The sequence below is a fragment of the Natronomonas marina genome, from assembly GCF_024298905.1.
GTDB lineage: Archaea > Halobacteriota > Halobacteria > Halobacteriales > Haloarculaceae > Natronomonas > Natronomonas marina.
The window spans coordinates 1,323,891-1,350,356 of the sequence record NZ_CP101154.1; the positions used below are offsets into that span (position 1 = coordinate 1,323,891).

A 26,466-nucleotide genomic window follows, 5' to 3' on the forward strand; every position below is an offset into this window, starting at 1 on the left:
CGTTCTGGTATAAACCCCGGCAGTTCGAGCGGGCGTCAGGCTCAAGCCAGCACGGACCGACCCACGGGTAGTGATAGTCGTCGCCACCGACGATTTCGAGGTCTACCACGGTGTCGTCGCCGAACTCCGCGACCGGGACGTCCGGTTCACCACCGTCGAACCGGGCGCGGAACTGCCCGGGGACGCCCGCGTCGCCGTCGTCGGTCCGGAGGACGAACACCCCGACGTGCCCACTGTTCGGGCCGACCCCGCCGACCCACGGCGAGCCGTCGAGGAGGCGGTCGCGCTGCTCCGCGGCGAGGACGGCCGCACCGTCGTCGGAATCGACCCCGGTGACCGGCCGGGCGTGGCCGTCCTCCACGGCGAGGCCGTCGTGGCAGCCTTCCAGGTGCCGGCCGAGGAGGCCGCCGATCTCGTCGCCGAGGAAGTCGACGACGCGGCCGATCCGCTGGTCCGGATCGGCGACGGCGCCCGCCTGCAGGGGGCGAAGATAGTGGACGACCTCGCGGTCCCCGTCGAGTTGGTCGACGAGACCGGGACCACGCCGCACCTCGGCACCGGCGCCCGGGGGATGGGCGACGTGCTCGCGGCGGTCAACATCGCCCGCATCGAGGGCGAGCGCATCGAGGAGCGCGACGTCGAGCCCACTGCCGGCGAACTCCAGCGCATCAAGGACCGCTCGCGGGAGCGAAGCGACGACGACCGGAGCATCGACGAGGAACTGGCCCGCCGGGTGGCCACGGGCGAGTTGACCATCGCGGAGGCGCTCGAACGGCACCGGTAGCGGTCCGGCGGCCCCGACGACGCCGTCACCCGGCGCTCGGGCCGTCGAGGTACGGGGGCGCCGTCAGCCGGATCATGTGCTCGACCACGAACAGCGCGAAAAGCGCCCCGACGCCGGCCAGCAGCGCACCCTCGACGATCAGCACCCACCCGACGGTCGCGGCCATGGCCTCGACCGCCGCGGTGACGAGATGACGGGGTCGGAGGGGCGGTTCCGTGCCCATGAGTGCGTTCTCGACGCCGTGCTGCAACACGAGCAGCGTCGCTAGCACGACGAAGGCGGGGCCGATGCCGCGGGCCGACCACAGCCCGCCGGTGACGACGTTTGCCCACTGGGTCCAGACGACCACCTCCGTCACGGCCAGGCCGACGGCGTACCAGACGTTCCACTCGCCGGTGCCCGCGAGCGCGATGGCGTCCTCGAGGAACAGCCCCACGAGCAGGACGGCGCCGCCGCCGACCGCGAGCGTCGTGTAGACGCCCCCGATTCCCTGCTGGGAGCTGATGACGACGATGTAGACGGCGACGGCGGCGGCCTCGGCGACCGTCATCGCCACCGCACGGGGCACCGAAAGCGCCATCCCCGGCGGGATGACGCGACTGACGACGCTGCTCGACATTCGGGCCGAAATGGGTTACTCGACGGGATAGTAATCCGGCGCCTATCCGGGGAAACGGGTACCTACCGCACCCGTCGGCCGGGGGGCCGGAACGTGAACGACCCCGTCAACGCGGCAATCGAACGGAAGTTCGGTGCAGTCACGCCTCTGGCGGAAGCAGTTTCGCGCACTCGTTATCGAAGTACGTCGTTCACGAGCTGGAACGAGGGCCCGCTATTTCACATGGCGAGGCGATGTCCGTAACTCCGAGAGGAACGGACTGCCGAATACAGAGCCTCAGTTCAGCAAAAACGGGTTGCTTCGTTCTATAGTGAGTGAAACGACTTCCCAGCGCGGTTGCTCACTTCCGCCGGGGAGTGATGCCAGGTCGAATTAAGGCTCCCGGCAGCGAAGTTTAAATATTCACGATGGCTAGAGGGCGGCACGGGCGCCGGGAGTCATAGTTCGCTATCCTGCTGGTCGTGCCCACTACTACAATGACTGCATCATCGAACAGTGGATGTTCGGAGTCCCCATCGGAGGCGTTCGAGCAGACACTCGCTACGCTGTTGAGGGACTCCTTCGCCAGGGGAACGGAGGTTGAAGGCACATGGGAGATTACCTCGCCATCGGATCTGGTACCCGACTGGCGGGTCGTCGTCGAGAAAACCACCGGAAGTGTCCCGCCCGACAACGGTGGTGACTTCGTCGACGAATGACGCTGGCTGCCGAGAAGCACTGAGCAACACATCTGTAACTGGCTCAGAGATACTCCAAACGTTGAATTAGCATCGTGACGTCCTAAGATAGGATTAAGCTACACCGTTCCGTAGAGGCGATCGTACGCCGCTGCAATCGTACTGGATGGAACCAGTCGAACCATCGTGACGAACGGCGGAGTATGAAATCCCTATGCCGACCAAAGCCGACGACAGAAAACCCGAAAGCGTCGACACCGAACCAGCTGTGTCGGCGGTGTTCGAGTTACTGTCTCACCATCGCCGCCGAATTTCGATACAGTACCTCGCCACGCAGACTGGAACTACCTCCGTGAGTGACTTGGCCGACCAGATTGCACTCCTCGAAGGCGAGCATACCCACGAGCACTACGAGCGCATCTGTACGAGCCTCGTCCACAACCACCTCCCGAAACTGACCGACGCCGGCATCGTCGAGTACGACCAGGAGCGGGAGGTCGTTGATCTACGCGACCGGGCCACGGATGTGCTTCCGTATCTGGATCTTGCCGCCAGCGCAGACTGACACCGTACAGGTCTACCCCTCGAATCGTACCTACGGACGGCTACTCGTCACCCGAAGCGAGGGAGCACCACGTCCAGTTTTCTATCTCGGCGCGTCCGTCGGTTTTCACTCGCGTCTTCGCAGCCCGTCTCCCTCCGAGTATCGGTTTTCCACTACCACAAGTGATCACACAGGAGGGAACGGGCCGCGGATATCCGAATCGGGTGAGCTGTCAACCCCCAGACACAGGGCGTATATCAACCAACTGGGAGGGAACGCATATACTCTCGTCCGCCGAACGAGTGTGTGATATGAGTGGTAACAATGACCAAGCCAAGAACGGTTCTTCGGAGATGGATGGGTACCCCGACTCGTGACGGACGGGTCCTCCCGATTACCCGGTGGGTCGCGCGTTTCATCATCCCGTTTCTAGCCGCGGCGTCTCTGGTCCTCTACGGACTGCCCGGTCGGACCACCACGTACTTCGCGTGGACCATCAGGCCCGATATGACACCGCTCATCATGGGCGCAGGCTACGGGGCGGGGGTGTATTTCTTCTATCGGGTTTCTACCGTCGACGACTGGCACACGGTCGCCCCGGTCTTCCTCGGGATCGCTACCTTCACATGGTTGATGGCTATCGCCACCGTGCTCCACTGGGAAAACTTCAACCACAGTCACTTCACGTTCGGCCTCTGGGTTTTCCTCTACGCAGTCACCCCTCTCCTCATTCCGGCTATCTGGGCACTCAATCGACGGACCGATTCCGGGGAACCGACGGGAGGCGACCCCCGTCTTCCACGAGCGGTGCGGGTGCTCGGTGGTGGCATCGGAGTTATCGTCACGGTCAGTGCCATCGCCCTGTTCGTCGCCCCGGTGTTCATGATCGATGTGTGGCCCTGGACCGTCTCCCCTTTGACGGCCCGGATTTTGGCGGGGTGGTTCGCACTCTTCGGTGTCGTCAACGGCGTCGTCGTCCTCGACCCACGCTGGAGCGCCGCCCGAATACTGGTCCAGAGCCAAATACTTGGCTTCACGCTGGTCTTGATCGGCGTCGTCCGTGCCTGGGATAACTTCGACCCGTCGAACGTACTGACGTGGGGCGTCGTCGGCGGGATGACACTGTATCTGATCGCCATACTCCTCCTGTATCTCGGGATGGTAGCTCGCTGAAGTCCCTCACGTAGAACCGTCTCGTGTCGATGGATACGCACCCCGTATTGGGCACGACCGCCAAAACCACCACCAGCGATGGGTTTCAGCAGGGTCGGTCGCGCCTACCGCTCCCGGTAGGCGGCCTCGGCGCGGGCGATGATTTCCCGGACCGGCGCCCCCGCGTCGTCGGCCACGCGGGCCGCGTCGTCGTACTCGGCGCTGACGTCGTAGACCGTCCCGTCGGCGTCGGCCGCGACCTTGACCGTCACCTCGAAACTCTCGCCGCCGACCTCGACGTCGACCGTCTCGAAGCCCCGGTCGGCGATCCAGCGGTGACCTGCCGCCGCCTCCCGGACGCCGAGCGTCCCGGTCTCCTCGGCCAGTCGTCTCGCGACCCTCTCGGCGTCCTCCGGTTTGACGATCACCTTCACGAGGTGGCCGGGCCGGGACTTCTTCATCGTCGTCGGCAGTATCGTGACGTCGAGCGCGCCGACCTCTGTCAGCCGGTCCTGAAGGCCGCCGAGCACCTCCGGGGCCGCGTCGTCGAGGTTCGTCTCCAGCACGCGGACGTCGTCGCGGACGAGTCCGGCCTCGGTCCGCCCGACGGTCGCCCGGAGCACGTTCGGGTAGTCCGCGAAGGACTTCGTTCCCGCACCGTAGCCCGACGCCTCGACGTCAATCGGGGGGAGCGAGTCGACGCCCTCCGCGAAGTGCGCCAGTATCGCCGCGCCGGTCGGCGTCAGCAGTTCCGCCTCCAGCGGGCCGCCTTCCAGTCGCCAGGCTGCGGCCTCGGCGACGTATGTGACCGCGGGCGCCGGCACCGGGTAGGTGCCGTGGCTCATCGCCACCTCGCCGCCGCCGGCTGCGACGGGCGTCGTCACCACCCGGTCGACGTCGAGGTCCGCGACGAGCAGCGCCGCGCCGACGACGTCTGCGATGGCGTCGTCGGCGCCGACCTCGTGGAAGGCCGTCTCCTCGAGGGCCGTGCCGTGCACCCGCGCTTCGGCCTCCCCGAGCAACCGGAAGACGGCCCTCGCGTCGTCCTCGACGCCCGGCGGGAGGTCCATCCCCTCGAGAACCTCGACGACCTCGGCGTAGGTCCGGTGCGGACCGTGTCCTTCGGCGTGGTCGTGTTCGTGGTGGTGGTGGTCCTCACCGTGGCCCTGACCGTGTTCGTCGCGTTCGTGGTGGTGGTGGTCCTCACCGTGGCCCTGACCGTGTTCGTCGTGTTCGTGGTGGTGGTGGTCCTCACCGTGGCCCTGACCGTGTTCGTCGTGTTCGTGGTGGTGGTCCTCTCCGTGCTCGTGCTCGTCGGCCGCCTCGCCGTCGTCGGACAGCAGTACGTCCACGCTCGTCGCGCGGATGCCGTTCTTGGTGACTCGCTCGGTTCGGTACTCGACGTCGAGGGCGTCCTCGACGGGGGCGAGGGCGTCGCGGTCGGCGCCGGCGGCGAGGAGCGCCCCCAGTATCATGTCGCCGCTTGCGCCGGTTCGACCGTCGAACGCGAGCGTGGTCATACCTCCGAGTCGGGGGTCCGGCGCGAAAAAGCGTGCGGTGCGGTTCGGTTGGCGGGTACGGCCGCACCGACGGTTGCCTCCCGGCCGGCCGTTCCGTTCTCGAGGCGTCGTCGGCGTCGCCACGGCAAAAAACATATCTCCGGGCGGACCCGACTCTGTATATCGAAATGAACGAGGTCCAACTCGAGGTTGCGAAGGCGTATCCCAACGACTCCGGGCGTGGGATCGCGCGTCTCGACCCCGACACGCTGCTGCACCTGAAACTGTCGCCTGGCGACATCATCGAAATCGAGGGCGCCGACACCACCGCGGCGAAGGTCTGGCGGGCCGACCGCCAGGACTGGAACACCGACACGGTCCGCATCGACGGGTTCACGCGGCAGAACGCCGACGTGGGCATCGGCGAACGCGTCGAAATCCGGAAGGCCGAGGCGACGAAGGCCGACAAACTCGTGCTGGCGCCGCCGGAGGAGGCCTCCGTCCAGTTCGGCTCGGACGCCGCCGGCATGGTCAAACGGCAGATACTCAAGCGGCCCGTCGTCGAGCGCGACATCGTGCCCGTGATGAGTTCGACCAACCACCCGTTCATGCGGTCGCCGGGGCAGGCCATCCCGCTCATCGCCGTCGAGACGGACCCCGACGGCGTCTGTCTCATCACCGAGGACACCGAGGTCGAACTCCGCGAGGAACCCATCTCCGGCTTCGAGAAGACCGGCGGCGGGATCACCTACGAGGACATCGGCGGTCTCGAAAACGAGATCCAGCGCGTCCGGGAGATGGTCGAACTCCCGATGAAGCACCCCCAGATATTCAAGAAACTCGGCATCGAACCGCCCCAGGGGGTGCTGTTGCACGGTCCGCCCGGCACCGGCAAGACGCTCCTGGCGAAGGCCGTCGCCAACGAGACGTCCGCCTCGTTCTTCTCGATTGCGGGCCCGGAGATCATCTCGAAGTACTACGGCGAGTCCGAACAGCAACTCCGCGAGATCTTCGAGGACGCGACCGAGGAGTCCCCCTCTATCATCTTCATCGACGAACTGGACTCCATCGCACCGAAGCGCGAGGACGTCACCGGCGAGGTAGAGCGCCGCGTCGTCGCCCAGTTGCTGACGATGATGGACGGCCTCGAATCGCGGGGCCAGGTCATCGTCATCGCGGCGACCAACCGCGTCGACTCGGTCGACCCCGCCCTCCGGCGCCCCGGCCGCTTCGACCGCGAGATCGAGATCGGCGTCCCCGACGAGGTGGGCCGCAAGGAGATCCTCCAGATCCACACCCGCGGGATGCCGCTCAGCGACGACGTCACCCTCGACCGGATGGCCGACGAGACCCACGGCTTCGTCGGCGCCGACATCGAGTCGCTGACCAAGGAGGCCGCGATGAAGGCGCTGCGGCGGTACCTCCCCGAGATCGACCTCGACGAGGAGGACATCCCGCCGAGCCTCATCGACCGCATGATAATCAAGCGGAGCGACTTCCGGGGGGCCCTGAACGAGGTCGACCCCTCGGCGATGCGGGAGGTGCTCGTCGAGTTACCGAAGGTCTCCTGGGACGACGTCGGCGGCCTCAACGAGCCGAAGAACCAGGTCAAGGAGTCCGTCGAGTGGCCGATGAACCAGCCCGAGAAGTTCGCCCGGATGGGCATCCAGCCGCCCGCCGGCGTCCTGCTGTACGGCCCGCCCGGCACCGGCAAGACGCTGATGGCCAAGGCCGTCGCCAACGAGACCAACGCCAACTTCATCTCGGTGCGCGGCCCGCAACTGCTCTCGAAGTGGGTCGGCGAGTCCGAGAAGGCCATCCGCCAGACCTTCCGGAAGGCCCGCCAGGTCGCGCCGACGGTCATCTTCTTCGACGAACTGGACTCCCTCGCCCCGGGCCGCGGCGGCGAGACCGGCTCGAACGTCTCCGAGCGCGTCGTCAACCAGCTGCTCACCGAACTCGACGGGCTGGAGGAGATGGACGAGGTGATGGTGATCGGCGCGACGAACCGCCCGGACATGATCGACCCGGCGCTCATCCGGTCGGGCCGGTTCGACCGGCTGGTGATGATCGGCGAACCCGACGTCGAGGGACGCGAGCGCATCCTCGAGATTCACACCGGGGACACGCCGCTGTCGCCCGATGTCAGCCTGCGCGAACTGGCCGAGATCACCGACGGCTACGTCGGCTCGGACCTCGAGTCCATCGCCCGCGAGGCCGCAATCGAGGCGCTGCGAGAGGACGACGACGCCGAGGTGGTCGAGATGCGGCACTTCCGGCAGGCGCTGGACTCCGTCCGGCCGACCATCACCGACGACATCCGCGACTACTACGAGCAGGTCGAGGACGACTTCCGCGGCGGCGGTGCCGAGGCAAGTCGCCGGCAGGGCGGCCGCATCGGTTTCCAGTAGGCTCCAGCGTTTCCTGCCGGTCGTTCCGACCGGTTCACCGCTCGCCCGAACCGAAGGCCTCCGTGATTCGCTCCCGCGTCGCCGCCTCGGTCCCCGAGTTGTCCACCGCGAGGTGGTCCATCTCGACGGGTTCGAACCGCTCGCGGAACTGCCTGTGGACCTCGAGGTCGGCGTCGCTGACGCCGTCGCGCTCGGCGATACGGCGCTCGACGACCTGCTCTTCACACTCGACGCGGACCAGCCGGAACCCCGCGCCGACGGCCTCGGCGACCTCGCGCGCCTCGATACGCCTGTTTCGGCGCTTGAACGTCCCGTCGAGGACGACCGCCTCGCCGTCCGCGAGTCGCTCTCCCGCCCGGGCGAGGAGTTCGTCGTAGACGGCCGCCGTCTCCTCGTCGGTGTAGTCGGGGTCGTCGACCATCTCCTTGCGGACGACGTCGGTCCGCAGGACGGTGCCGTCCACCCGCTCCGCGATGGTCCTCGAGACGGTCGACTTGCCGGCTCCGGGCAGCCCACAGACCACGACGAGGGTCGCGGTCGTCTCCGCTCGATCACCCATCCGCGTCACCACCCGGTCGACGGCCGTTCGGGGACATCTACGAGGGTACAGCGCGGTCGGACGGATGAACGTTTCCGTCCGCGCGAGGACGCAACCCTTTTTCCACCCGGCCTCCTCGCTGCCCCCATGGACCGGCTCATCGTCGAAGACGAAAAACAGCTGTCGCCCGTGGTCGTCCTCATGACGCTCGTCCTCCTCGCCGCATTCGCGGCCGGCGTCGCCTACACGGCCGTCGGTCTCGTTCTGTAGCCGTCGCGTGACCTCCAGCAGTCACACCTGTCCGGCGATTACGAGGAGGTTCCACGTCGAGACGGCGGCGCCGACGACGGCCAGCGCGGCCGGCACTGCGGCCCGCCCCGGACTCCGGAGCAGCCGCCAGACGAGATAGAAGCCGACGAAGACGACCAGCTTGACCGCGACCAGGGCGTAGCGACCGTACGTCTCGAGGAAGGGTGCCACGACGGGGCCGGTTTCGGCGATGCCGCCGGTCGACAGCCCCCACAGCGTCGTGACCGTGTCCCCGACGCCGTACAGCAGGACGGCGAAAATCCACAGCAGGTGCTGGCGTTCGACGACCGTCTCGACCCCTCCGTTCGTTCCCACTGCGTCGTCTTCGGCCACACACCCGCCAACGTCTCAGGGTACAATAACGACGGCGGTCGAGAGGAGAACCGCCAGGGCCGACGCGAACAACAGGACGAAATCGACTGCCGGAGAGACGTAGGCCGTCGTCTCGGCGTCGGCCGTCTCGCTGTCGACCGGCGTGGCGTGGTCGGTGGCCATACAGACGGTTGTCCGCGTCCTCACCTGTAAGTCCGGGGCGTATCGAGCGGTGAGTCGGGCCGTCCCGCCGCGGGTCGTGACTGGCCGATCCGGTGACCGCCGGTGGGGTGAGCTACTTACCTCGGGGGTCCGTAGGAGCCCCGTGTCCGAGGACCGAGACCTGCGCCGGCCCGACCACGCCATCCCGCCGCAGACCGACGCCATCCGCGCCGAACTCCGCTCGGGGCGCCGGGAACTGCTGCACTGTCTGGACTGCGGCCGCCAGCTGGCCGCGCTGCGGCACGACGACTCCTGTCTCTTCTGTGGGTCCGGCGCCGTGGCAATCGAGACGTGGCCCTAGCGGTACAGCGAGAGGTAGATCATCACGAAGCCGACGATGAACGGCACCGTCTCGGCTATCTGGAGGTAGTACAGCTGCTGGCCGAGGTTCCCGCCGACGGCGACCTGGGTGGTGAGGTTGGTCACCGCGATGCCCATACTGACGAAGGCGAAGCCGATGAAGGCGTACTGCAGGCGCTCGCTTTCCCGTTTCGAGTACGCCTGGAAGCTGATGAGCGTCAGCCCGAGCGAGAGTCCGAAGAGGATGAGCCGCATCAGGATGAGGACCCCCTGCAGGACGTTGACCATGTGCCGGGAACCCCTGGGGACGTATTAAAAGTACGTGGCGGCGACCGTCACTCGGCGCTGAGGTCGTCCCACAGCTGGGTGAACCGGTCCGGGAGGTTCTCCTTGCGGTAGATACGGACGTTGTACTCGTCGTCCTCCAGCCGGATGACCGTGCTGTCGAACTTGCACTCGTAGATGCTGTAGTGGTTACCGTCCTCGGCGACGGTCGTCCGTTCGGTCACCAGGTCGTGCTCCTCGAGGAGTTCGAGCCGGCGGTAGATGGTCGGCAACGAGAGGTCACACTCCTCGCTGAGCTCCTTCGCCGAGCGGGGCTCTCGGCTGATCGCGGCCAGCACCGTCCGGGCGTGTCGGTCGCCGATGGTGTCGAGGATGTCCTCGATGCTCCGGTCTTCGTCCACGGGTTGAATGGTGCACCGCGGTACAAAAGGGTTTCCGGCCGTCGGCGGCCGCCGTCATTCCCCCATGGCCGGCGATGGCGCGATTCAAGTGGGTGGGGGTGCGAGCCGTGGACATGTACGACACCGTTCTCCTGCCGACCGACGGCAGCGACGGCGCCGCGGAGGCCCTCGAACACGCTATCGGCGCCGCCGACGCCTACGGCGCCGCACTGCACGTCGTCTCCGTCGTCGACCACAGGGTCGTCCTCGCGGCCGATGCCGACGAGAAGGAGTCCGTCCGCACCGAACTCACCGACGAGGCGACCGAGGCGGTCGAGGAACTGGCCGAGCGGGCGCGTTCGGCCGGCGTCGAGACGACGACGGCCACCCCCGAGGGCGTCCCCCACCGCGAGATACTCGCCTACGCCGAGCGGGCCGGCGTCGAGTTGCTCGTGCTCGGGACCCACGGTCGGACCGGACGCGAGAAACGACTCAACCTCGGGAGCACGACCGAACGCGTCGTGAAGGCCGCAGACCGGCCGCTGCTCGTCGTCGACATCGGCACCGAGTAGCGGCCACTGGCGGGGCGCGTCCCGCGACCGGCGACCTCACTCGACGGTGTTCCGAAGCGTGCCGATCCCCTCGTAGCGAATCTCGATTTCGTCGCCGGGTTCGAGCAGGCCGGGATTCGCGGGGCTACCGAACGAGATGACGTCGCCGGGCGTGAACGTGAACCGTTCCGAAAGGAACGAGATGACCTCCCGCGGCTTGATGAACATGTTCTCTGTGTTGTCGTGCTGGCGCCGTTCGCCGTTGATGTGAGTCTCCATCTCCAGTCCGACCGGGTCGACGTCGGTCGCCACGACCGGGCCGAGCGGACCCGAGGCGTCGAAGGCCTTCCGCGCGGTACGTCGCTCCTGGTCCAGACAGTCGAGGTCGTTGAGGATGGTGTAGCCGCGCACCACGTCGTCGACCTCCTCTTCGGTGACGGCCTTGCAGTGGGTGTCGATGACAGCCGCGAGTTCGCCGGCGTAGGTCAGCTCCGAGGAGAACGTCGGGTACGGGATCGGCGTCTCCGGCGGGTGCAGCGACACCGGCGGCTTGATGAAGAAGTCCGGCTCGTCGGGCACTTCGTAGTCCATCTGGTCGACCTTCTCGCCGAAGTTGCGGCCGACACAGTAGAACACGGAGGGCTCACAGGGCGGGCGCAGGTCGTACTCCTCCGGCGTGTAGACGCCCTCGTCGGTGCGAACGGTACCGTCGTCCTCGTATTCGCCTTCGAGGAGGCCATCGGCGGTCTCGATGCGCGCCAGTTTCATGTCGGGGCCGCCGGCCGCCGCCCCCTTACGTGTTGTTATCGGCGTCGTCCGAGCGACTCGACGGCCTCGACGGCAACGACCGCACCGTCGCCCTCCGTCAGCGGCGCGGCGTCGCCCCGGAGCCGGAACCACCCGCTCGGAACGCCGACCTCGTACTCGACGCCGCGAACCGCCCGCCCGGTCGCGTCGGCGACCGCACCGAGGCGCTCGTCTGCCGGCGGGTCGCCGTCGCCCGCGTCCCGGACCGCGACGTCGAACGTCGATCCCGACAGTCCCAGCAGTCGGTCCGCGGTCGTCTCCAGCAGGTCGGCCGCCCGGTCGCTTGCCCGCACGATTTCCCCCTCGCCGTCGACGACCAGGACCGGCGACGGCGCGATTCCGAGCAAGCGGTCGGCGAGGCCACGTTCGCGGTGGAACCGCCGTTCGGTTCGCTTGCGCTCGGTGACGTCCTCGGTGTTCACGACGAACCCCTCGACGGCAGGGTCGTCGAGTCGGTTGACGCCACTCGATTCGAGGTGGCGCCACTCGCCGTCGGCGTGGCGGAACCGGTACTCGACGGTCGGCCGGTAGGCGGGATCGGCGAGGCTCCGTCTGAACTCCTCGACGACCCCCTCCCGATCGGCCTCGTGGACGTACGCGAACGCGGACTCCCCCTGCAGTTCCTCCGGCTTGCGGCCCGTCAGGTTCTCGATGGAGGAACTGAGGAACTCGAAGCGACCGGTCTCGTCGAGCACGACCGTGGCCGCCGGCGAGCGTTCGACGAGTGCGCGGAACCGCGCCCGCTCCCGCCGGACGGTGGCCCGTGCTCGCTGGCGGGTCCGCTCGACAGCCTCGGTGTCCCGCCGTGCGTCGACGACGCTTTCGATGCGGTGTGCGAGGCGGACGAAACGTTCGGGTCCGCCGCGTTTGGCGAGGTAGTCGGTGACGCCCAATGAGATGGCCTCGCTGGCGACGGCCTCGTCGCCCTTCCCCGTATAGAGGACGAACGGCAGGTCTTCGTCGATTTCCCGCACCCGGCGGAGCAGTTCCAGGCCGTCCACGTCGGGCATGGCGTAGTCGGCGACGACGCAGTCGACCGCCTCGATGCGGTCGGTGACCACCGACGGCTCCGTCGTCGTCTCGACGGCCAGTCGGTCGCTGGCCTCCTCGAGACCCTCGGCGGTCAGCTCACACAGCTCCTCGTAGTCGTCGACGTAGATTACGGAGATCGACTCGGCACGCTCGGCGCGCCGTCTCCTCGTTTCGCCCCTCTCACCCGGCGTTACCATTCGCCGAAAGATGCGGCAAGTTTGTATTAAATCCTGTGGCCGTCGTCCCGGTGATTACGACAGCCGTTCGGCGGTTTCGACCGCGACGACGACGAACCCCTCGTCGACTTCCGGCAGCGGGGCGGCGCTGACCTCCAGTTCGTAGTCGCCGCTCGGGAGCGACACCTCACATTCGGCGTCGTGGACCGTCCGGTTGGCGTGGGAGACGACCTCCCAGAGGTTCTCCGCGTCGACGATCTCCTCCCCGCTCGCGTTCCGGAAGGAGACGGACGACTCCGACGGCGCGTGTCCCTGCAGCGCCGACCGCTCCATTCCGAACACCTCCGCAGCGCGGTCGTTCATCCGGCGGATGTGGCCGTCCTCGTCCATGAGCAAGAGCGGACTCGGCGTGACCTCGAACACCCGCTCAGTCAGGTCCCGCTCGCGGCGGAGCCGTTCGTCCGTCCGCTTTCGCTCGGTGAGGTCGCGGGCGTTGATGATGACTCCCTCGACGGCCGGATTCTCGAGGTGGTTCGTCCCCCGGACCTCGACGTGGCGCCACCCGCCGCTCTGCTCCCGAAAGCGGACCTCTACCGAGAGGGTGGTCCGGGGCGACTCGAGTACCCGGGCGAACGCCCGCTCGGCGCGCTCCCGGTCGTCGTCGTTGACGTACTCGAAGGCCACTTCGCCGCGCAGCTCGCGGGGTGTGTAGCCCGTAATTTCCTCGATGGAGGGGCTGAGGAACTCGAAGCGACCGGTCCCGTCGAGAACGCCCGTCACGGTGGGGGAGTACTCGAGGAGAGCCCGGAGCCGCGTCCGCTCGCGCTCGATTGCCGTCCGGGCTATCGACCGGGTCTTCTCGGCCTCGTCGGCGGCGCGGCGTGCGTCGACGACGTTCTCGATGCGGTGTGCGAGTCGGACGAAGCGTTCGGGACCGCCGCGTTTGGTGAGGTAGTCGGTGACGCCCAGCGAGATGGCCTCGCTGGCGACGGCCTCGTCGCCCTTCCCCGTGTAGAGGATGAACGGCAGGTCTTCGCTGCGGACCCTGACGCGGCGGAGCAGTTCCAGGCCGTCCATCTCGGGCATGGCGTAGTCGGCGACGACGCAGTCGACCGCCTCGATGCGGTCGGTGACCGCCGACGGGTCCGTCGTCGTCTCGACGGCCAGTCGGTCGCTGGCCTCCTCGAGACCCTCGGCGGTCAGCTCACACAGCTCCTCGTAGTCGTCGACGTACACGACCGAAATCTCCTCTCGACGCTGTTCCTTTTCCGGCAGGCCCGACTCCGACGACATTTGTGAACATTAGACACGCCTGAAACATAAATCTCTTTCCGTCGTTCCGTGGCCGAGAAATCCCTGCCGGGGCGTCCGCCGGGTGCTTCGGACGCCGCCGAACACGCGGCACTCACCCGCCGTCCGTCGGGTAGGCGACAGACACGGCCGCGGGGACGACCGAGAGACGGGCCGATTCCAGCGGGGTGTCGACTGGCGTCCCGTCGACCTCGACCGGGACGGCGGCCTCGGACTCGACGGTAACCGTCGTCCCGGTTCGGTAGCTGACGGCGGGATGCTCGAGGAGCCGTCCGGCCCGGGCCGACCGGAGGAGCGCAAGCGAGTCCCGGAGGTCGGTCGGTTCGACGGCCAGCGCGTGCAGCGTCCCGTCTCCGGGCCGGGACTCCGGGAGCAACTCGAAGTCGCTGCCTCGATAGCGTCCGCCGCCGACGGCCACGAGCCTGGCCGGACCCTCGAAGAGTGGCTCGTCGTCGACGGCGACCGAGACGTCGACCGGGTCGTCGGCCACGGCAGCACCTGCAGTCGCCAGCAGGTAGGCGACCGGTCCCGGCAGTCCCCGCAACCGCTCGGCCGTATCGAGCGCGCTGCGGAAGAGCCCCGCCGTGAACCCCAGGACGAAGTGAGTCTGTGAGACGGGTGGCGTGCTCTCTATCCGCCCGACCTCCAGCGGTCGGGCGTCGATACCGGTCGACAGCCCCCGGGCCAGTTCGCGCCAGTCGTCGTCACCGTAGAGGTGACGGTACGTGGAGTTACCGCGACCGGCGGGAACCACGAACAGCGGCGTCTCGGATTCCGCCTCGACGAGCGCCGCGGCGACCTCCCGAAGCGTCCCGTCCCCGCCGACGGCGACGATCAGGTCGGACCGGGCGGCCTGCTCGACTGCTGCGACCGGGACGTGGTCCGGCCCCGTCGTGATCTCGGCGTCGACCTCGGCGTCGGGGAAACACTCCGCCAGGGTCACGAACAGGGAGGCGGCGTCGCCGCTGCCGGCGTGGGGGTTGACGACCGCGCCGACGCGGTCCGGCTTCATCTCGCCTCTCCAAGCCCGGTCAGGGCCGCGAGCGAGACGCGTTCGGCGTCGTCGAGCGCCAGCAGTTCGCCGGCGCGATGGCGGGCAGTCGACTCGCGCAGCCCCGCCGCCACGAGCCCACTCCAGTACTTTTTGCGCGCGACGGCACGGACCTCCGAGAGGGGCTTGCCGGCGAATCCCGAGGGGTGTTCGACCGTCGCTTCGACGGTCCGCCCCCCGGTCGTGGTCACCTCGACGCGGGCACCCATCCGCTTGTCCGCATCCGAGAGGTCCGTCAGCAACGGTCGCTTGCGGACGAACCCGGCCAGCGTCGGGAGGTGCTGCAGTGCAGCCAGCGGACCGACCGTCTTTGCGGCGTAGCCGACGACCGGCACGCCGACGCGACGGAGCATTGCCCCGACCGGCACCTCCGAGTCCAGCGCCGAAGCCGTGAAGTCGGCGTCGTGGTGGAGGAACACCCGGTCGGCCAGTCGCCAGACGTCCTCGTCGGTCCTCCGTTCGCCGACCTGTCGAGGGGTGTGCTCGCCGTCTATCAGCGCGACCGCGACGTTGAACGGGACGGTAAACGAGAGGGCGGCGACGGGGCTGTCCGGGCCGTCGACGTACGGCGCCGCGCGCTCGTCGACCTCGGTCGTGAACAGCGAGCCGTAGACGTCGACGCGACCGACGGTCGTCCGGCCGCGGTCCAACCGACCCCTGGCCTCGAGGGCGGCCTCTATCGGCGCCGTCACGTAGGCACAGCCCGGGACCGACTTGACCGTCAGGGTGCGGGTGTGCCAGCGCTCGCCGAACCCGCCCAGGAACTCCCCGAGGGGGTACTCGGAGAACGCCTCGAGGAAGCCGCCCTCCGCTTCGGTGAGGTTCGGCGCCCCCGTGAGACCCGCTCGGGCGCTGTCGACCGCTGCGAGACCGGTGCCGATCGGTTCGCTCGCGCTCCAGACCTTCGCGTCGGCACCCAGGAACGGCGGCTCCAGCGGCCACGGCGGTTGCAGCAGTGCTGTCCCCAGCGCGTGAGCCAGCGTTCCGGCTTCGTCGTCCTCGACGACCGCGCGCCCGACGGCGGCCGCGACGGCGTGGACGTAGGCCGTCTGCTGGCCGCGGAACGGGCCGATGGCGGCCGCCGATGCGAGCCTCGCCGCCACCTCGTTCGCGGCGACGTGGGCGACGAGGACGCGCCGACCGCTTGCGTCCGTCGCTTCGGCGTACGCCAGCGGAACGAAGACGCTACTGTGGCCCGTGTGACCGCCCAGCACCGTGTCGTCGAAGTCCAGCGCCATCGAGAGGGCGGCGTTCCCCCTGGCTGCACCCGTCGGTGACAGCGTCTCGCCGTCGACGAGGGTCGCACCGTCGCCGTCGTCGCGCGCCGTGGCGGCTTCGAGGATGCTGCCACCGAGCGGATGGTCGAGGGTCCAGACGGCCGCGCCGACGGTGCTGGTCAGCTGGGCCTTCGCCGCCCGTCGGACCGATGGCGGGATGTCGTCGTAGGTCAGGTCCGTCGCCCACGCGGCGGCCCGGTCCAGGAACGGCCCGACCTCGGGTTCTCCGTCGCCGCCGACGAGCGGCAGGCGGTCGGTGAGACTCATCGAGCGTACCGTCGTCGCCCGTCGGTTTATGCGTTCGGCTCGTCAGCCGCCGACTTCTCGGACGAGTTCCGATCGGTCGTTCGACGGGTCGTTGACGGCCGTCGAGACCGGATAGGCCCGGAACTCATCGGCGGGCGCCGGGTCCAGCGGGACCTCCCCGCCGTCGAGCCAGGCCGCCTCCTCGCCGGGGTCCAGCACCACCGCCATCCGGTGGTGCAGCGGCTCGACGACCGCGTTCGGCTCCGTCGTCAGGACGGTGAACGTCTCGACGGGGTTCGGTTCCTCGTCGGGACCATCCCCGCCGAAGGTCCCGAGTCCGGTCTGGACGGTGTCCGGCGTCCACCGCTCCCAGAGACCGGCCATGGCGAAGGGGCGGTCGTCCTCGAGGGCGACGCGGTACGGTCGCTTGCCGTCGCCGGTGTCGGCCCAATCGTAGAAGCCGTCGGCGATCACGAGACACCGTCCCCCGGCCGTCTCGCCGTCCCCGTCGGCGCCCCGGTAGGCCTGCCGGAACGCCGGCTTGTCCTCAACCGTCTCCGCGCGGGCGTTGATGTGGCGGTCGGTGTCGTCGTCGGCCCACCGGGGAACGAGTCCCCACTCCAGGCGCTGGATGACGTCGGACTCGTCGCCGGTGACGACGGGTAACTCCTGGCTCGGGGCGGCGTTGTACCGGGGTTCGAACTCGAAGTCGAACCGCGCGTCGAAGCGTTCTTCGAGTTCCTCCGGGGGCGCAAAGAGCGTGTAGCGGCCGCACATGAACGGCCCTACGGCTTCGGGTTCGATATAGGTGACGCAGGGTGAGCGAACAGGTGGAACGTCTCCGTCCGGCGGCGGCGTCCCACGCTCCGGTCCGGACCTGCCGCCGGTCTCCCGTCAGGTCACGGGGCGTCTGGTCGCGTGCTGGTATTTGAATGACCGGCCTGCCTACAGCGGGTCCGGTTTGTCCTTCGTCTTCACGACCACCGTGTCGGCGACGATGTCGCCGACCCGCTGTTTGCGGTCGGTGACGTAGATGGCCGCCAGACCGACGATGTAGAAGAACGGAAGAGCGTCGACGAGACGGAGGAGCGTCCGTATCGCCGACTCCCGGTAGGAGATGAACTCGCCGTCGTCGGTGACGACGACGATGTTCATCAGCATCTTCCCGACGGTCTGTCCGTACTCGGCCTCGAGGTAGATGAAGTAAGCGAAGAAGGCGACCGTTCCGAGGCCGCTCAACAGGAACCCCAGCGATTCCGAGACCAGAAACGCGAAGTTCGTCACGATGCTCAGGACGACGCCGACCCCGATGGCGTCGATGAGAAAGGCCAGAACGCGCTTGCCGACGACGTCCCGTTCCGTCCCCAGGTCCGGAGTGGGTCGTTCGAGCGTTACCATACCGGTCTCTGCGCCTGGCGGTCGTATAAATGTGCGTCAGACTCCTGTGAGACGCTCGTGCGGTCGGGGCACACGTCCGACGAATCGATATGGCTCGGGCGCGAAACCCACGGACATGGACCACTCCCGGCGGTCGTTGCTCGCCTGCACGGCGGGGGCGGCGGCCACCGCAGTCGCCGGCTGTCTCGGCGGCGACGACACCCAGTCGTTCGACGCCCACCCCGCGACGACGGGCGTCGAGAGCCAGCCGACGCTCGGTTCTCTCGACGCGACGGCGGCCATCGTCGCCTTCGAGGACCCTTCCTGTAGTTCCTGTCGGCGCTTCGAAACCGAGACCTTCCCCTCCATCGAGTCCGAACTGGTCGAGCCGGGCGACGCGGCCTTCGTCTACCGCACGCTGGACATCACGTACCCCTGGAGCGAACCCGCCAGCCAGGTCATGGCCTCGACGTACGACGCCGACACAGACGCCTTCTGGGGGCTGAAGGACTACTACTACGAACGACAGCCGGAGTTCGACTCCGACAACGTCTTCGAACTGTCGGAGTCGTACCTCGAGGGGGTGTCGTCGGTCGACGCCGCGTCGGTCGTCGAGGCGGCCCGCGACGGCGAACACGACGCCCTCATTCAGCGCAACCGAAATGCCGCCGAGGCCGCCGGCGTCGGTTCGACGCCGCAGTTTTTCCTGTTCCGGGACGACGAGTTCCGGACGCAGGTGTCGGGTCCGCAGGACTTCGAGGTGTTCGCCAGCGCGCTGGGGTTCGAGCCATGAACGTTCGGTCGCACCTCCCGACGCTGCCGAGTTCGACCGACGACTGGCGGCTGATGGGCCGGACGGTCAGGCTGGTGCTGTCGGTTCCGGCCTACGCCGTCGTCGCGGTGCTGGCGGCGGCGGTCGGGCTCTCGCTTTTCGTCTTCTCGTTGAACCTCCCGCTCGTCGAGTTGGCGGTCACCGGCACCCTGCCGACGAGCGCGCGGGTGACGATACTGACGCGGCTCTACCCGTTCGTCGGGTCCGCCTTCAGTCCCGTCCAGGGGGGACTCCTCGTGGCCGTCGCGGCGCTCTTCGGCGTCGACGTGGCGATGGTGAGTTACCACCTCCGGAAGCACGGCCTCTCGCTGTCGGGCGGGGGTGGCAGCGCCGTCGGGGCTGTCCTGGGCGCGCTGGGTGCCGGCTGTGCGGCCTGCGGGTCGGCACTCCTGGTCGGTATTCTGTCGCTCTTCGGCGTCTCGACGTCGGTGCTCTTCCTCCCGCTGGACGGTCTGGAGTTCGCGCTCTTGGCGCTGGTCGCACTCCTGCTGTCCATCCACTGGGTGGCCGACGGGATGCGCGGCGGGCAGGTGGCAGGCTGTCCGGTCGACCCCTGACGCCCACGAGTTTAAACGATATGGCGCCGTAGCCTTCCCGTGGCCGACGAGGAGACGCCCGCGTTCGCCATCCGGCAGCGGCCGACCCGGCGGTACCCGCGCCGCGGCGGCGTCGAGTACGAGGGCGAGACGGTGTTCGTCCTCGCCCCCGACGCCGATCCCGACGAGGCAGCGCTCGTGGACCTGCTGGAGTCGGTGCTCGCGGCGGAGGTCTACCGCTACGGCGACTGGTTCGATTTGCCGATGCCGCTGTTCGTCGTCCACGACGACGACACCGGCGACACGTTCCGCGTGGCCGTCCGCGACGGCGCTATCGAGTTCCACGTCCTTCCGGCGACCGAACCGCCGGGATTGCGTCGTCTCTACGAGCGACTGTGTGACGCCACCGACTACGGGTGGTCGGTGGGGTACCGGGACGGCGAGTGAGGCCGGCGCCGTTCCCGGGCGCCGCCGCTCCCGACGTAATCGGTCGAAAGAAGGAAGCGAGTCGCCGGTCTACTCCAGGCCGAACCCGGCGCCGAGCAGCGCGACGGCGAGCACGAGGTGGAGCACGTTGTCCGCCATGTTGAGGCCGATCAGCTCCGCGAAGACGCCCATCAGTGCGAAGCCGGCCACGGTGACGACGAGGTAGATGGCACCGAACGCCTTCAGGTAGTCGCCGGCGAACTTCCCGCCCGCGTAGGCGCCGGCCGCCAGCCCCGCCAGTCCGCTGGCCAGGTGGATGGCGTCGTGGAGGTAGTTCCGGCCGAAGACGATGAGGTCGCCGTTGGCACCGCCGAGTATCGGCCCGAGAATCCCGACGAGGGCGAAGACGGACCCGAACACGAGCGCGATGGTCTTCTGCTGGCCGCCTGCGGTCTGTACCTCCGACTGCGTCGTTGTGGCACCTGCCATGTCACCCGCTACCGAAGAGGTAATAATAGCCGTTTACCCAATTTCGTACATATCTTCGCCCAACGGGGACCCACAACCGACTTATCCGGCGCCCCCCTGGTCGTCCCCATGGCAGTCTCTCGCGTCGTCGAACTGGAGGGTCACATCATCGACTCGGGCATGATGCAGGCGGCCTTCGGCACCGTCATGGACCACGGCGGCTCCTTCGACGTCGAGGAGTTCGACATCGGCCGCCGGAAGGACCAGGAGTCGTACGCCCGCCTGCTCGTCACCGCCGACACCGAGGAGGACCTCCAGCGCATCGTCCACGACCTCCACCAGCAGGGCGCCAACCCCGCCGACCCTTCCGACGCCGAACTGCAACCGGCGCCCGACGACAGGGTCGTCCCGCACGGCTTCTACTCGACGACGAACCACCCGACGCAGGTCCGCCACGACGGCGAGTGGGTCGACGTCGAGAACATCGAAATGGACTGTGCGGTGGTCCTGGAGGAAACCGGCGACGGCGTTCGTGCGTACACGAAGGTACTCAACGCCATCGAGGAGGGCGACATGGTCGTCACCGGCGAGTCGGGCATCAGGGTCCAGCCACCGGAACGGCCCCGCGACACCGAGGGCGCATTCGGGTTCATGCAGGGCGGCGTCTCCGCCGAGCGGCCCTCGGAGTCGACCATCGAGCAGATAGCCGGCGCCATCGAGGAGACGAAACGCGAGGACGGCGAGGTGCTGGTCGTCGCCGGGCCTGCGCTCATCCACTCCGGCGCCCGCGAGGACCTCGCTCGCCTCGTCGAGAACGGCTACGTCGACTACCTCTCCATCGGCAACGGCTTCGCCGTCCACGACGTCGAACGGGACCTATACGGCACGTCGCTGGGCGTGAACACGGAGACGCTGGACCACGCCCGCCACGGCCACAAACACCACATCTACGCCATCAGCGAGATAATCCGGGCCGGCGGCATCGAGGAGGCCGTCGAGGCCGGGCAACTCGACTCCGGCGTGATGTACCAGTGCGTCGCCAACGACGTCCCCTACGTCATCGCCGGCTCCATCCGCGACGACGGCCCGCTGCCCGGAACCATCACGGACGCCGTCGAGGCACAGAACGCCATCCGCGAGCAGGCCCACGAGGCAGACATGGTGCTGATGCTGTCGACGCTTCTGCACTCGGTGGCGGTGGGCAACTGCCTGCCGTCGACGACGCGGGTGGTCTGCGTCGACATCAATCCCGCGACCGTGACGCAACTGCTCGACCGCGGATCGGCACAGGCCGTCGGGATGGTCACCGACATCGGGACGTTCGTCCCGATACTCGCCGAGGAACTCCTCGAGGAGGGGGCCCCGGAGTTCGACGACTAGGCGCCGGGGACGCCCTCGCGGTACGTCGAGACGGCTTGCTTGGCGTCCAGTAACTGGCTCGCCGTCTCCTCGTCGGCGTCCTCGGCGACCTCCTCCAGCGTCCGGGTGATCCGGGCCAGCGCCCCGTGATCGAGGGTGCGGCCGGCGTCGAGGGCCCGTTCGACCTTCCCGACGAGGGTGTCGAGCCGTTCTTCGGCTTCCCCGTCGACCATGTCGCGGGCGGTACGGAGCTCCGCCAGTGCGGTTTCGAGTTCGTCTGCGCTCATGTGTCTAGGGGGATGGCGACGACGGGTATATCTGCCGACAGTAGCACCGTCTGCGCCGTGGAGCCGAACACTATCTTCCCGGTCCGGCTCCGCTGGCGGATGCCGATGACGATCTCGTCGACGGCGTGCTCGGCGGCGAACTTCTTGACGTCGGTCCCGGGATCGTTCCCGCGGACGAGCTGGTGGCCCTCGGCGTTCGGCAGGTTCTCGGTGAGTTCCGCCATCGCCGTCTCGCCAGCCGCGGTGTCCCTCTCCGTCGTGGCGTCGCCGCCCTTCAGCGAGTTGATGACGTAGACGGTGTCGCCGTCCTCCACTCGCCCGCTCAGGTACCGTCTGAGCCGGTTGCTCGTCCGTTCGCTGTCGGTCGCTGCCAGATACGTCGTCATGTGCGGAGAGTCGCCCACCCACCAACTTAAAACTGCGCGCCGAGCGGCTCCGGCCCCGAACCGGTCCCACGAGCGCCGGTGCCCCACGAACGACCCGGAACCGGGGCTCTCATTACCGATGCAGCGCAAGTCGGCGTACGCTCAGTTTCCTATGACAGCACACGGAAGTCCCTACGCGCCACACACCGACGCCGAGCGGGAGGCGATGCTCTCGGCGGTCGGCGCGGACAGCGAGGAGGCGCTCTTCGACATCCCCGACGGCGTGCGCTTCGACGGCGAGTTCGGCATCGACGCCCACAGCGAGCGGGCGGTCCGGACGCTCGTCGACCGGACGCTCTCGGCCAACCGCGACCTCGCGGAGTTCCTCGGCCGCGGCCACTACGACCACTACGTCCCCTCGATGGTCGATCACCTCGCGGACCGCTCGGAGTTCCTGACGAGCTACACCCAGTACCAGCCGGAGGTCGCCCAGGGCTTTCTGCAGGCGCTCTTCGAGTACCAGTCGATGCTGGTCGAGTTGACCGGTCTCGGCGTCGCCAACTGCTCGATGTACGACGCCGCGTCGGCGCTGGGGGAGGCGGCGACGCTCGCGGCGCGGGTCCGTGAGACCTCCGGCAGCCGGGTCCTCGTTCCCGAGCGGCTCCAGTCGGGGCGCCGCCGGACGCTGGAGAACTACGTCGCCGGCCACGACCTCGCCGTCGAATCCTACCCGATGGACGACGGCAACGTCGACCTCGACGCGCTCGCATCGGCGGTCGACGACGAGACGCTCGTCGTCTACGCCGAGAACCCGACGGTTCGGGGTACCGTCGAGGAGAACGCCGGCGCGGTCGGCGACCTGGCCGACGCACACGACGCGCTGTTCGTCCTCGGGTCGGACCCGGTCGCGCTCGCGGTGCTGGAGGAACCCGCGAGCGTCGGCGCCGACGTCGTCGTCGGCGACGCCGCATCGCTCGGCGTTCCCGCCGCCTACGGGACGGGAATCGGCCTGTTCGCCTGCCGCGATGAGTTCCTCCGGCAGGTTCCCGGTCGACTGGTCGGTACCGGTGAGGACGCGACCGGCCGCCGGGCCTACACGCTGACGCTGCAGACCCGCGAACAGCACATCCGACGCGAGCGGGCGACCTCGAACATCTGTACGAACCAGGCGTGGGTCGCTCTGCGGGTGGCGATGCACGCCGCCTGGCTCGGTCCCGACGGTCTCGTCGACCTCGCGAACGACTGCGTCACGCGCGCCCGGGACCTCGCCGCACGCGTCGACGAAATCGCGGGCGTTCGAGCGCCGGTCCACGACCGCCACCACTTCCGGGAGTTCGTCGCACGGACCGACCAGCCGGCGGCGGCGGTCGCCGACGACCTCCGGGGCGACGGGTACGCCGTCCACGTCGTCGGCGAACACGAGATACAGGTCTGTGTGACCGAGACGAACGACGCCGACATCGACGATTTCGTCGCCGCGCTCCGGGAGGCCGCACGATGAGCGACGAACCGCTCGGCTACGACCAGGCGCGGTGGACCGACGACGAGCGGACCTACGAGCCGCTGCTCTCGGAGAAGTCCACCGAATCGGTCGATGTCGATTCGCCGCTGCCCGACGACCTCACCCGCGATAGCCTCGAACTACCGGCGCTCTCGGAGCCGGAACTCGCCCGCCACTACACCCGACTCTCGGAGATGAACTACGGCGTCGAGTCCGGTCCCTTCCCGCTGGGCTCCTGTACGATGAAGTACAACCCCAAGTTCACCGAGGACGTCGCGGTTCACCCGAAGGGACTAGTCCACCCCGACCGGCCGGCCGAGAGCGTCCAGGGGACCCTGAAACTCCAGTACGAACTCCAGGACTACCTCGGCCGCATCGGCGGGATGGACGCGGTCACACTGCAGCCACCCGCCGGCGCCGCCGGCGAGTTCGCTGGCATCCTCGTCGCGCGGGCCTACCACCGGGCCAACGACGACGAGCGCAGCGAGGTCATCGTCCCCGATTCGGCCCACGGGACGAACTTCGCGTCGGCGGCGATGGCGGGCTACGACGTCGTGACGCTCCCGAGCGGCGAGGACGGACGGGTCGACCTCGAGGCGCTGGAGGCGGCCCTCTCCGAGGAGACGGCGGCGCTGATGCTCACCAACCCCAACACGCTGGGACTGTTCGAGCGGCAGATTCGGGAGATAGCCGACATGGTCCACGACGTCGGCGGCCTGCTGTACTACGACGGTGCGAACCTCAACGCCCTGCTGGGGCGGGCCCGCCCCGGCGACATGGGCTTCGACGTCATGCACTACAACGTCCACAAGACGTTCGCGACGCCGCACGGGGGCGGCGGCCCCGGCGCCGGCCCCGTCGGTGTCACCGAGGAACTGGCCGAGTTCCTCCCCGACCCGCACGTCCGGAAGTCGGACGGGAGGTACGAGCGGTACGCGCCCGAGAACTCCATCGGCAAGGTCCACGGCTACGCCGGCAACTGGCTCGTGCTGGTGAAGGCCTACGCCTACATCGCCCGCCTCGGCGACGAGGGGCTGGCCGACGCCAGCGCCAAGGCCGTCCTGAACGCCAACTACCTGGCCGAGCAGGTGGAGTACGAGGTGCCGTTCGGCCCGTTCCACCACGAGTTCGTCGCGTCGGCCGGCGAGCAGGACGCCGCCGACGCGGCGAAGCGGATGCTTGACTACGGCGTCCACCCGCCGACGACGAAGTGGCCCGAAATCGTCGACGAGGCGCTGATGACCGAACCCACCGAGGTCGAAAGCAAGCGCACCCTCGACCAGCTCGCGGCGGCGTTCAACGCCGCCCGGGCCGACGAGGAGGCGACGCTCGAGGCCGCTCCCGAGCGGACCGCCGCCGGCCGCATCGACCAGGTCGCCGCCGCGCGGAACCCGCGGCTCTCCTGGCAGGCACTCGACGAGGAGTGACGGCCGGGTCGCGGGCGACCGTCCGCCACCGTGTTACTCCGGCGCCAGCGCGTCGATGGTCTCGAGTGCCATGTCGGTCGCCGTTTTCGGGACCGTGACGATGGGCAACTCGGCGATGCCGTCCTGTAGCTTCGCCAGTCGCGCGCTCGCCTCGTCGGGGGTGCCGGCGACCCCGAGGTCGGCGACCATCTCGTCGGTGACCGCCGCCCGGGCGTCGTCGCGGTCGCCGGACTGCCACAGGCTCGCAATCGTCTCGGCTTCCTCCGGGAACCGACGGGCGACGGCGTTTCGGTAGCCCTCGCCGCTGCCGACGTAGTGGGCGACGTGGCCCCGGATGGCGTTTCGGGCCGCCTCGCTGTCCCCGCTGACGGCGGCGGGCACGTACGGCGCGACGGTAATCTCCCCGGGGTCTCGGTCGGCTTCGGTCGCCGTCTCCCGTATCGTCTCGAAGGCCGGCGCCAGTTCAGAGAAGGGCAGCATGTGGGGTATCCACCCGTCGGCGACGCGACCGACGACCCGGCGGTTCGCCGGCCCGAGCGCGGCGTGGTAGACCGGCACGTCCGCACCCAGCCCGTCGAAGTCCGACACCTCGAACAGCTGGCCGTCGTAGCTGACCGGCTCCTCGTCGTCGGCGAGGTAGGCTTTGACGAGTTCGATGGTCTCGTGGGCGCGCCGAACCGGCCGGTCGTACTCCCGGCCGTGGAGGTCCGAAATCACCTTCGGCGTGCTGACGCCGGTGCCGAGACACGCCCGACCGTCCGAGTAGCGGTCGACGGTCGCCGCGGCCATCGCGATGTTCGCCGGCGACCGCGAGAAGACGTTCGTGATGGCGGTCCCCAGCGTGACCGATTCGGTCTCCCGGGCGACGAGTCCGAGCTGGACGAACGCATCGCTGCCCCACAGTTCCGGCAGCCATACCGACCCGTAGCCGAGGCGCTCGGCGGTCGTCGCGATTCCCAGCGGGTCCATCACGTCCGCCGGCGGCAGGAGTAATCCCGGTTTCATGCGACCGACGACGCGACGGTTCCTGAAAAACGTTGTCGGGACGCGGGAAACGCCGGGAGCCACAGCCGACGCACGGCGGGACCACCGCCGATTTGCTATTGCAACATACGGTTTACAGGTTCGCCCCTCGTCACGCTGATCCGTCGGAAATAGTTAAAAATCTGCTATTTCTACCCGTCCGTCGGTGGGTGGACGAGCCCGGAAGGCGTCGAAGCCGCCCGCCCGGATGGCGAGACGGTACCGAGCGGAACGGCCGGGGCGGGAACCGAGGACAGGGGGCCGCCGACACGCCGAAAAGTGAGACCAGCGCGTCGAGGCGTTCTTCGGGCTACACCAGAACGGCGACCGGGGCGTCTCACCGAACGACGTACAGAGCACGACGACCGGATTGAACTCCGAA

General features: G+C 68.4%; 32 protein-coding genes. 14 read left to right on the forward strand and 18 right to left on the reverse strand.

The features are described from left to right. Positions 1–70 precede the first annotated feature (70 nt). Entirely contained in the window at positions 71–784 is a 714-nt protein-coding gene (locus NLF94_RS07155) for a hypothetical protein (RefSeq protein WP_254840777.1), read from the forward strand. Between the two features lie 25 nt (positions 785–809). Here the strand turns inward: NLF94_RS07155 and NLF94_RS07160 are convergent, their stop codons facing one another. Next, positions 810–1,403, reverse strand: a complete 594-nt coding sequence (locus NLF94_RS07160; RefSeq protein ID WP_254840778.1) for a hypothetical protein — start codon at positions 1,401–1,403, stop codon at positions 810–812. Positions 1,404–1,879: 476 nt separating this feature from the next. Here NLF94_RS07160 and NLF94_RS07165 point away from each other — a divergent pair, with 476 nt between their 5' ends. The 3 genes from NLF94_RS07165 to NLF94_RS07175 all read left to right on the forward strand — a co-directional run bounded on the left by NLF94_RS07165 (position 1,880) and on the right by NLF94_RS07175 (position 3,797). Further along, positions 1,880–2,101, forward strand: a complete 222-nt coding sequence (locus NLF94_RS07165; RefSeq protein WP_254840779.1) for a hypothetical protein — start codon at positions 1,880–1,882, stop codon at positions 2,099–2,101. 193 nt (positions 2,102–2,294) lie between these two features. Next, on the forward strand, positions 2,295–2,645 hold the full coding sequence (locus NLF94_RS21080; RefSeq protein WP_434085388.1) for a DUF7344 domain-containing protein: 351 nt from the start codon (positions 2,295–2,297) through the stop codon (positions 2,643–2,645). Between the two features lie 486 nt (positions 2,646–3,131). After that, on the forward strand, positions 3,132–3,797 hold the full coding sequence (locus tag NLF94_RS07175) for a hypothetical protein (RefSeq protein ID WP_254840781.1): 666 nt from the start codon (positions 3,132–3,134) through the stop codon (positions 3,795–3,797). 104 nt (positions 3,798–3,901) lie between these two features. On the opposite strand, the gene larC is transcribed toward NLF94_RS07175, so the two are convergent. Beyond that, positions 3,902–5,296: a nickel pincer cofactor biosynthesis protein LarC gene (larC, locus tag NLF94_RS07180; protein WP_254840782.1), complete on the reverse strand. Its 1,395-nt coding sequence runs from the start codon at positions 5,294–5,296 to the stop codon at positions 3,902–3,904. 167 nt (positions 5,297–5,463) lie between these two features. On the opposite strand from larC, the gene NLF94_RS07185 reads away from it, so the two are divergent. After that, positions 5,464–7,686, forward strand: coding sequence for a CDC48 family AAA ATPase (locus tag NLF94_RS07185; protein ID WP_254840783.1), 2,223 nt, complete (start codon positions 5,464–5,466; stop codon positions 7,684–7,686). 34 nt (positions 7,687–7,720) lie between these two features. Here the strand turns inward: NLF94_RS07185 and NLF94_RS07190 are convergent, their stop codons facing one another. Further along, positions 7,721–8,245 (reverse strand): P-loop nucleotide/nucleoside kinase family protein, encoded by a 525-nt coding sequence (locus NLF94_RS07190; protein WP_254840784.1) that lies wholly within the window; start codon positions 8,243–8,245, stop codon positions 7,721–7,723. 126 nt (positions 8,246–8,371) lie between these two features. Between NLF94_RS07190 and NLF94_RS20770 the strand changes: the two genes are divergently transcribed. Next, positions 8,372–8,494, forward strand: coding sequence for a hypothetical protein (locus NLF94_RS20770; protein ID WP_256558719.1), 123 nt, complete (start codon positions 8,372–8,374; stop codon positions 8,492–8,494). Positions 8,495–8,515: 21 nt separating this feature from the next. Here the strand turns inward: NLF94_RS20770 and NLF94_RS07195 are convergent, their stop codons facing one another. Beyond that, positions 8,516–8,866, reverse strand: coding sequence for a DUF5658 family protein (locus NLF94_RS07195; RefSeq protein ID WP_254840785.1), 351 nt, complete (start codon positions 8,864–8,866; stop codon positions 8,516–8,518). 15 nt (positions 8,867–8,881) lie between these two features. Continuing rightward, complete coding sequence (locus NLF94_RS07200) at positions 8,882–9,028, reverse strand: hypothetical protein (RefSeq protein ID WP_254840786.1); 147 nt, start codon at positions 9,026–9,028, stop codon at positions 8,882–8,884. A 142-nt stretch (positions 9,029–9,170) separates the two neighbouring features. On the opposite strand from NLF94_RS07200, the gene NLF94_RS07205 reads away from it, so the two are divergent. After that, complete coding sequence (locus NLF94_RS07205; RefSeq protein ID WP_254840787.1) at positions 9,171–9,368, forward strand: hypothetical protein; 198 nt, start codon at positions 9,171–9,173, stop codon at positions 9,366–9,368. Here NLF94_RS07205 and NLF94_RS07210 read toward each other — a convergent pair. Then, entirely contained in the window at positions 9,365–9,655 is a 291-nt protein-coding gene (locus NLF94_RS07210; protein WP_254840788.1) for a DUF7521 family protein, read from the reverse strand. The genes NLF94_RS07205 and NLF94_RS07210 overlap by 4 nt on opposite strands. A 47-nt stretch (positions 9,656–9,702) precedes the next feature. Next, positions 9,703–10,053: an ArsR/SmtB family transcription factor gene (locus tag NLF94_RS07215; RefSeq protein WP_254840789.1), complete on the reverse strand. Its 351-nt coding sequence runs from the start codon at positions 10,051–10,053 to the stop codon at positions 9,703–9,705. Between the two features lie 113 nt (positions 10,054–10,166). On the opposite strand from NLF94_RS07215, the gene NLF94_RS07220 reads away from it, so the two are divergent. After that, positions 10,167–10,604, forward strand: a complete 438-nt coding sequence (locus NLF94_RS07220) for a universal stress protein (RefSeq protein ID WP_254840790.1) — start codon at positions 10,167–10,169, stop codon at positions 10,602–10,604. Between the two features lie 36 nt (positions 10,605–10,640). Here NLF94_RS07220 and NLF94_RS07225 read toward each other — a convergent pair whose 3' ends face one another. From NLF94_RS07225 to NLF94_RS07255, 7 genes are all read right to left on the reverse strand, one after another. Next, positions 10,641–11,351 (reverse strand): fumarylacetoacetate hydrolase family protein, encoded by a 711-nt coding sequence (locus tag NLF94_RS07225; RefSeq protein ID WP_254840791.1) that lies wholly within the window; start codon positions 11,349–11,351, stop codon positions 10,641–10,643. 35 nt (positions 11,352–11,386) lie between these two features. Next, entirely contained in the window at positions 11,387–12,619 is a 1,233-nt protein-coding gene (locus NLF94_RS07230; RefSeq protein ID WP_254840792.1) for a PAS domain S-box protein, read from the reverse strand. Positions 12,620–12,673: 54 nt separating this feature from the next. Then, positions 12,674–13,891 carry a PAS domain-containing response regulator gene (locus tag NLF94_RS07235; protein WP_254840793.1) on the reverse strand — a complete coding sequence of 406 codons (1,218 nt, stop codon included), beginning with the start codon at positions 13,889–13,891 and terminating at the stop codon, positions 12,674–12,676. 112 nt (positions 13,892–14,003) lie between these two features. Then, on the reverse strand, positions 14,004–14,921 hold the full coding sequence (locus NLF94_RS07240; RefSeq protein WP_254840794.1) for a diacylglycerol/lipid kinase family protein: 918 nt from the start codon (positions 14,919–14,921) through the stop codon (positions 14,004–14,006). Beyond that, positions 14,918–16,504, reverse strand: a complete 1,587-nt coding sequence (locus tag NLF94_RS07245) for an MmgE/PrpD family protein (RefSeq protein ID WP_254840795.1) — start codon at positions 16,502–16,504, stop codon at positions 14,918–14,920. The genes NLF94_RS07240 and NLF94_RS07245 overlap by 4 nt, the downstream gene beginning before the upstream one ends. A 42-nt stretch (positions 16,505–16,546) precedes the next feature. Beyond that, on the reverse strand, positions 16,547–17,260 hold the full coding sequence (locus NLF94_RS07250; RefSeq protein WP_254840796.1) for an SOS response-associated peptidase: 714 nt from the start codon (positions 17,258–17,260) through the stop codon (positions 16,547–16,549). 168 nt (positions 17,261–17,428) lie between these two features. Beyond that, the gene (locus tag NLF94_RS07255) at positions 17,429–17,881 is read right to left on the reverse strand and encodes an RDD family protein (protein WP_254840797.1); all 453 of its coding nucleotides are present in this window, start codon (positions 17,879–17,881) and stop codon (positions 17,429–17,431) included. 115 nt (positions 17,882–17,996) lie between these two features. Between NLF94_RS07255 and NLF94_RS07260 the strand changes: the two genes are divergently transcribed. From NLF94_RS07260 to NLF94_RS07270, 3 genes are read left to right on the forward strand one after another with little or no spacing between them, the layout of a single operon-like run. Beyond that, the gene (locus NLF94_RS07260) at positions 17,997–18,653 is read left to right on the forward strand and encodes a DsbA family protein (protein ID WP_254840798.1); all 657 of its coding nucleotides are present in this window, start codon (positions 17,997–17,999) and stop codon (positions 18,651–18,653) included. Beyond that, positions 18,650–19,249 (forward strand): hypothetical protein, encoded by a 600-nt coding sequence (locus NLF94_RS07265; protein ID WP_254840799.1) that lies wholly within the window; start codon positions 18,650–18,652, stop codon positions 19,247–19,249. The genes NLF94_RS07260 and NLF94_RS07265 overlap by 4 nt, the downstream gene beginning before the upstream one ends. Positions 19,250–19,288: 39 nt before the next feature. Next, positions 19,289–19,675 carry a hypothetical protein gene (locus NLF94_RS07270; protein WP_254840800.1) on the forward strand — a complete coding sequence of 129 codons (387 nt, stop codon included), beginning with the start codon at positions 19,289–19,291 and terminating at the stop codon, positions 19,673–19,675. A 69-nt stretch (positions 19,676–19,744) separates the two neighbouring features. Here the strand turns inward: NLF94_RS07270 and NLF94_RS07275 are convergent, their stop codons facing one another. Beyond that, positions 19,745–20,143: a DUF4383 domain-containing protein gene (locus NLF94_RS07275; protein WP_254840801.1), complete on the reverse strand. Its 399-nt coding sequence runs from the start codon at positions 20,141–20,143 to the stop codon at positions 19,745–19,747. Positions 20,144–20,251: 108 nt separating this feature from the next. On the opposite strand from NLF94_RS07275, the gene NLF94_RS07280 reads away from it, so the two are divergent. Further along, positions 20,252–21,502, forward strand: a complete 1,251-nt coding sequence (locus tag NLF94_RS07280; protein WP_254840802.1) for an ornithine cyclodeaminase, nickel-pincer nucleotide-dependent — start codon at positions 20,252–20,254, stop codon at positions 21,500–21,502. Here the strand turns inward: NLF94_RS07280 and NLF94_RS07285 are convergent. Both NLF94_RS07285 and NLF94_RS07290 read right to left on the reverse strand, forming a co-directional pair. Then, a complete protein-coding gene (locus NLF94_RS07285; protein WP_254840803.1) occupies positions 21,499–21,768 on the reverse strand; it encodes a DUF7553 family protein in 270 nt (89 codons plus the stop codon). The genes NLF94_RS07280 and NLF94_RS07285 overlap by 4 nt on opposite strands. Further along, positions 21,765–22,154 (reverse strand): universal stress protein, encoded by a 390-nt coding sequence (locus NLF94_RS07290; RefSeq protein ID WP_254840804.1) that lies wholly within the window; start codon positions 22,152–22,154, stop codon positions 21,765–21,767. Before NLF94_RS07290 ends, NLF94_RS07285 begins: the two co-directional genes overlap by 4 nt. Before the next feature lie 151 nt (positions 22,155–22,305). Between NLF94_RS07290 and gcvPA the strand changes: the two genes are divergently transcribed. Together gcvPA and gcvPB are read left to right on the forward strand one after the other, a co-directional pair. Beyond that, a complete protein-coding gene (gene gcvPA / locus NLF94_RS07295; protein WP_254840805.1) occupies positions 22,306–23,634 on the forward strand; it encodes an aminomethyl-transferring glycine dehydrogenase subunit GcvPA in 1,329 nt (442 codons plus the stop codon). Then, positions 23,631–25,061, forward strand: coding sequence for an aminomethyl-transferring glycine dehydrogenase subunit GcvPB (gcvPB, locus tag NLF94_RS07300; RefSeq protein WP_254840806.1), 1,431 nt, complete (start codon positions 23,631–23,633; stop codon positions 25,059–25,061). The genes gcvPA and gcvPB overlap by 4 nt, the downstream gene beginning before the upstream one ends. 33 nt (positions 25,062–25,094) lie before the next feature. Here the strand turns inward: gcvPB and NLF94_RS07305 are convergent, their stop codons facing one another. Next, on the reverse strand, positions 25,095–26,066 hold the full coding sequence (locus tag NLF94_RS07305) for an LLM class flavin-dependent oxidoreductase (protein WP_254840807.1): 972 nt from the start codon (positions 26,064–26,066) through the stop codon (positions 25,095–25,097). Positions 26,067–26,466 lie beyond the last annotated feature (400 nt).